The 5,773-nt window shown below is 54.8% G+C and carries 3 rRNA genes; all 3 read left to right on the forward strand.

Annotated features, from left to right (window positions below):
- Window positions 1–348 precede the first annotated feature (348 nt).
- A 16S ribosomal RNA gene (locus RH857_RS13275) occupies window positions 349–1,873 on the forward strand.
- Window positions 1,874–2,359: 486 nt separating this feature from the next.
- Window positions 2,360–5,453 (forward strand): 23S ribosomal RNA (locus RH857_RS13280).
- 192 nt (window positions 5,454–5,645) lie between these two features.
- Window positions 5,646–5,762: ribosomal RNA gene (gene rrf, locus RH857_RS13285) — 5S ribosomal RNA — on the forward strand.
- The 16S, 23S and 5S rRNA genes sit together here, the layout of an rRNA operon.
- Window positions 5,763–5,773 lie beyond the last annotated feature (11 nt).

Consider the following 5,773-nt stretch of genomic DNA (forward strand, 5'->3'; position numbering starts at 1 on the left):
GAGATGGACTAGAGTTGAGAATCGCGCCGAAAACGGAAGCGAAAAGCTGAAGTTGACAAGCGCGAAGCGATCAAGTAAGGTTGAAAAGTTGCTTCAAAGCGATTCAGGCCGGAAGGTTTGATGGTGTTGGAGCGCTGGTTGTTTGAGAACTCAATAGTGTGCCAAGTTTGTTGATACCAATGAATTAAATTGGTTGATCACGATCTTACCACCCCCGTGGTAATTGATTGTGAATTTAGCCAAGGATTATCAGCAACCAGGCGTGAGTGTTTCTCCCTGTGAGGCCCTGTTTTTCCGGCAGGGTTGGGGTGAGACGACGAGTGTCTGGTTGTTATCTCTATTAAATTTTTGATGGAGAGTTTGATCCTGGCTCAGGATGAACGCTGGCGGCGTGCTTAACACATGCAAGTCGAACGATGAAGCCCGTGCTTGCACGGGTGGATTAGTGGCGAACGGGTGAGTATCACGTGAGTAACCTGCCCTTAACTCTGGGATAAGCCTGGGAAACTGGGTCTAATACCGGATACGACCAGTCACCGCATGGTGTGCTGGTGGAAAGCTTTTGCGGTTTTGGATGGACTCGCGGCCTATCAGCTAGACGGTGGGGTAATGGCCTACCGTGGCGATGACGGGTAGCCGGCCTGAGAGGGTGACCGGCCACACTGGGACTGAGACACGGCCCAGACTCCTACGGGAGGCAGCAGTGGGGAATATTGCACAATGGGCGAAAGCCTGATGCAGCGACGCCGCGTGCGGGATGACGGCCTTCGGGTTGTAAACCGCTTTCAGCAGGGAAGAAGCGCAAGTGACGGTACCTGCAGAAGAAGCGCCGGCTAACTACGTGCCAGCAGCCGCGGTAATACGTAGGGCGCGAGCGTTATCCGGAATTATTGGGCGTAAAGAGCTTGTAGGCGGTTTGTCGCGTCTGCTGTGAAAGCCCGGGGCTTAACCCCGGGTGTGCAGTGGGTACGGGCAGACTAGAGTGCAGTAGGGGAGACTGGAATTCCTGGTGTAGCGGTGAAATGCGCAGATATCAGGAGGAACACCGATGGCGAAGGCAGGTCTCTGGGCTGTTACTGACGCTGAGAAGCGAAAGCATGGGGAGCGAACAGGATTAGATACCCTGGTAGTCCATGCCGTAAACGTTGGGCACTAGGTGTGGGGGACATTCCACGTTTTCCGCGCCGTAGCTAACGCATTAAGTGCCCCGCCTGGGGAGTACGGCCGCAAGGCTAAAACTCAAAGGAATTGACGGGGGCCCGCACAAGCGGCGGAGCATGCGGATTAATTCGATGCAACGCGAAGAACCTTACCAAGGCTTGACATGGACCGGACCGCTGCAGAGATGTAGCTTCCCTTCGGGGCTGGTTCACAGGTGGTGCATGGTTGTCGTCAGCTCGTGTCGTGAGATGTTGGGTTAAGTCCCGCAACGAGCGCAACCCTTGTCCTATGTTGCCAGCACGTAAAGGTGGGGACTCATGGGAGACTGCCGGGGTCAACTCGGAGGAAGGTGGGGATGACGTCAAATCATCATGCCCCTTATGTCTTGGGCTTCACGCATGCTACAATGGCCGGTACAGTGGGTTGCGATACTGTGAGGTGGAGCTAATCCCTAAAAGCCGGTCTCAGTTCGGATCGAAGTCTGCAACTCGACTTCGTGAAGTTGGAGTCGCTAGTAATCGCAGATCAGCAACGCTGCGGTGAATACGTTCCCGGGCCTTGTACACACCGCCCGTCAAGTCACGAAAGTTGGTAACACCCGAAGCCCATGGCCCAACCCTTGTGGAGGGAATGGTCGAAGGTGGGACTAGCGATTGGGACTAAGTCGTAACAAGGTAGCCGTACCGGAAGGTGCGGCTGGATCACCTCCTTTCTAAGGAGCTGCACCCGAGTCGGGTGCGCCACTACAGTAGGCGAATGTTCTGCTGGTGGTTGCTCAAGGGTGGAATATCAACAAATACTCCGCGTATCGGAGTCATCATGCATTGGCACACACCAGGTTCTTGAGTACGCCCCTTTGTGGGTTGGAAAGAGTGTCGGGTGTGTTGTTGTGTGTGGTGTGTGGCGCACTGTTGGGTCCTGAAGCAATCAGCTTCAAGGATCTAGGCCGCCTGCTTCAGGTAGCTACCAACGTGGTTGGTGGTGATGGGGGTGGGGGTTGTTGTTTGGGAACTGCATAGTGGACGCGAGCATCTTTTAGTCTCTGCATATGATCATGATCGTCCTGACATGGTTGTGTGTGGTTTCTTGAATGTGATTTGTATGTACAAGACATTGTCTTGTGTGTCCTTTGGTGGCTTACACGGCCGCACACCATGAGGTCTTCTCTTTTGAGGGGGGTTTGTGGATGTGGTTGTTGGTGTAAGTGTTTTAGGGCGCATGGTGGATGCCTTGGCAGCAGGAGCCGATGAAGGACGTGGGAATCTGCGATAAGCCTGGTGGAGCTGATAACCGAGCGTTGAGGCCAGGATTTCCGAATGGGGAAACCCCGCATGCTGTTATGGTGTGTGACCCACTGCTGAATGTATAGGCAGTGTGGAGGGAACGTCGGGAAGTGAAACATCTCAGTACCGACAGGAAGAGAAAACAACAGTGATTCTGTGAGTAGTGGCGAGCGAAAGCGGATGGGGCTAAACCTATGGCGTGTGATACCTGGTAGGGGTTGCGTCATAGGGGTTGTGAGACCCAGTGTCCAAGATCTACCAGTCTTGGCGGTTGAGGTGCGGGCGTATAGATGAACAAGGTTGAGTCCTTGACCGTAGAGGGTGTGAGTCCCGTAGTTGTAATGCGTTCCGCCGGCCGATCTGGTGTTCTCGAGTAGCACGCGGCTCGAGGAATCGTGTGTGAATCTGCCAGGACCACCTGGTAAGCCTGAATACTCCCTGCTGACCGATAGTGAATCAGTACCGTGAGGGAATGGTGAAAAGTACCCCGGGAGGGGAGTGAAATAGTACCTGAAACCATGTGCCTACAATCCGTCAAAGCATCAGCTTGCTGGTGTGATGGCGTGCCTTTTGAAGAATGAGCCTGCGAGTTAGTGCTCAGTGGCGAGGTTAACCCGTGTGGGGCAGCCGTAGCGAAAGCGAGTCTGAATAGGGCGTTTGAGTCGCTGGGTCTAGACCCGAAGCGGAGTGATCTACCCATGGCCAGGTTGAAGCGCGTGTAAGAGCGCGTGGAGGACCGAACCCACCTAGGTTGAAAACTGGGGGGATGAGCTGTGGGTAGGGGTGAAAGGCCAATCAAACTCTGTGATAGCTGGTTCTCCCCGAAATGCATTTAGGTGCAGCGTCGCGTGTTTCATCCTGGAGGTAGAGCTACTGGATGGCCGATGGGCCCTACAAGGTTACTGACGTCAGCTAAACTCCGAATGCCAGAGATGTGAGAGCGCGGCAGTGAGACGGTGGGGGATAAGCTTCATCGTCGAGAGGGAAACAGCCCAGACCACCGGTTAAGGCCCCTAAGCGTGTGCTAAGTGGGAAAGGATGTGGAGTTGCTTAGACAACCAGGAGGTTGGCTTAGAAGCAGCCACCCTTGAAAGAGTGCGTAATAGCTCACTGGTCAAGTGATTCCGCGCCGACAATGTAGCGGGGCTCAAGCACACCGCCGAAACCGTGGCATTCAGGTTTTCCTGGATGGGTAGGGGAGCGTCGACTATTGGGTGAAGCCAAGTTGGAAGAGTTGGTGGACGATAGTCGAGTGAGAATGCAGGCATGAGTAGCGAAAGACACGTGAGAAACGTGTCCGCCGAATGACTAAGGGTTCCAGGGTCAAGCTAATCTGCCCTGGGTTAGTCGGGACCTAAGGCGAGGCCGACAGGCGTAGTCGATGGACAACGGGTTGATATTCCCGTACCGGCGAAGAACCGCCCACGCGAACCCGCTGATACTAACCACCCGAACCCAGCTTAAACATCCTTCGGGGTGTGTGGCTGGTCTAGCGTGGGACCTGAAGTGGTCTAGCGAGCGTATTAACAGGTGTGACGCAGGAAGGTAGCCGGGCCCGGCGATGGTTGTCCGGGTCTAAGAATGTAGGCCGAATCCTAGGCAAATCCGGGATTCATTAAGGCTGAGATTTGATGGGCTCCCACGTTTGGTGGGGGATCCGGTGATCCTATGCTGCCAAGAAAAGCATCGACGCGAGGTTCTAGCCGCCCGTACCCGAAACCGACACAGGTAGTCAGGTAGAGAATACCAAGGCGATCGAGATAATCACGGTTAAGGAACTCGGCAAAATGCCCCCGTAACTTCGGGAGAAGGGGGACCACCCTGGTGGCGCGCCTTTACGGTGACGAGCTGGTGGTGGTCGCAGAGACCAGGGGGAAGCGACTGTTTACTAAAAACACAGGTCCGTGCGAAGTCGTAAGACGATGTATACGGACTGACTCCTGCCCGGTGCTGGAAGGTTAAGAGGACCTGTTAGCCGTAAGGCGAAGCGGAGAATTTAAGCCCCAGTAAACGGCGGTGGTAACTATAACCATCCTAAGGTAGCGAAATTCCTTGTCGGGTAAGTTCCGACCTGCACGAATGGAGTAACGACTTCCCCGCTGTCTCAACCGTGAACTCGGCGAAATTGCATTACGAGTAAAGATGCTCGTTACGCGCAGCAGGACGGAAAGACCCCGAGACCTTTACTATAGCTTGGTATTGGTGTTTGACATCACTTGTGTAGGATAGGTGGGAGACTGTGAAGCAGCCACGCCAGTGGTTGTGGAGTCGTCGTTGAAATACCACTCTGGTGTTGTTAGGCATCTAACTTCGGGCCCTGATCGGGTCCAGGGACAGTGCCTGGTGGGTAGTTTAACTGGGGCGGTTGCCTCCCAAAGAGTAACGGAGGCGCCCAAAGGTTCCCTCAGCCTGGTTGGCAATCAGGTGTTGAGTGTAAGTGCACAAGGGAGCTTGACTGTGAGAGAGGCATCTCGAGCAGGAACGAAAGTTGGGACTAGTGATCCGGCGGCACCGTGTGGAAGGGCCGTCGCTCAACGGATAAAAGGTACCTCGGGGATAACAGGCTGATCCTGCCCAAGAGTCCATATCGACGGCATGGTTTGGCACCTCGATGTCGGCTCGTCGCATCCTGGGGCTGGAGTTGGTCCCAAGGGTTGGGCTGTTCGCCCATTAAAGCGGTACGCGAGCTGGGTTTAGAACGTCGTGAGACAGTTCGGTCCCTATCCGCTGCGCGCGTAGGAGATTTGAGAAGGTCTGTCCTTAGTACGAGAGGACCGGGACGGACGAACCTCTGGTATGCCAGTTGTCCTGCCAAGGGCACGGCTGGTTAGCTACGTTCGGGATGGATAACCGCTGAAAGCATCTAAGCGGGAAGCCGGCTTCAAGATAAGATCTCCATCACCCTTGAGGTGTGAAGGCTCCCTATAGACTATGGGGTTGATAGGCCAGAAATGGAAGCGTAGTAATACGTGGAGTTGACTGGTACTAATAAGCCGATCACTTACACCACCACCATTACACATTTATGCGTGCTTGCGTCCACTAGGCGGTCCCCGACCAATAAACCCCACACCCGTGCGGGCCTTGGTCTGGTGATCACAACAAAATACGAGAAGTGTTGTAGCTCACTACCTATAGGTTTACCCACAACACCCTGTGCCCCTGGTAGGTCGGGGGTGTGTGTTGGTGGGTTGAGAGAGTTACGGCGGTCATAGCGTGGGGGAAACGCCCGGTCCCATCCCGAACCCGGAAGCTAAGGCCCACAGCGCCGATGGTACTGCACACGGGAGTGTGTGGGAGAGTAGGACACCGCCGGACACACATTGAAA

Source organism: Nesterenkonia flava, from assembly GCF_031432335.1.
In the GTDB taxonomy this organism is placed as follows: domain Bacteria; phylum Actinomycetota; class Actinomycetes; order Actinomycetales; family Micrococcaceae; genus Nesterenkonia; species Nesterenkonia flava.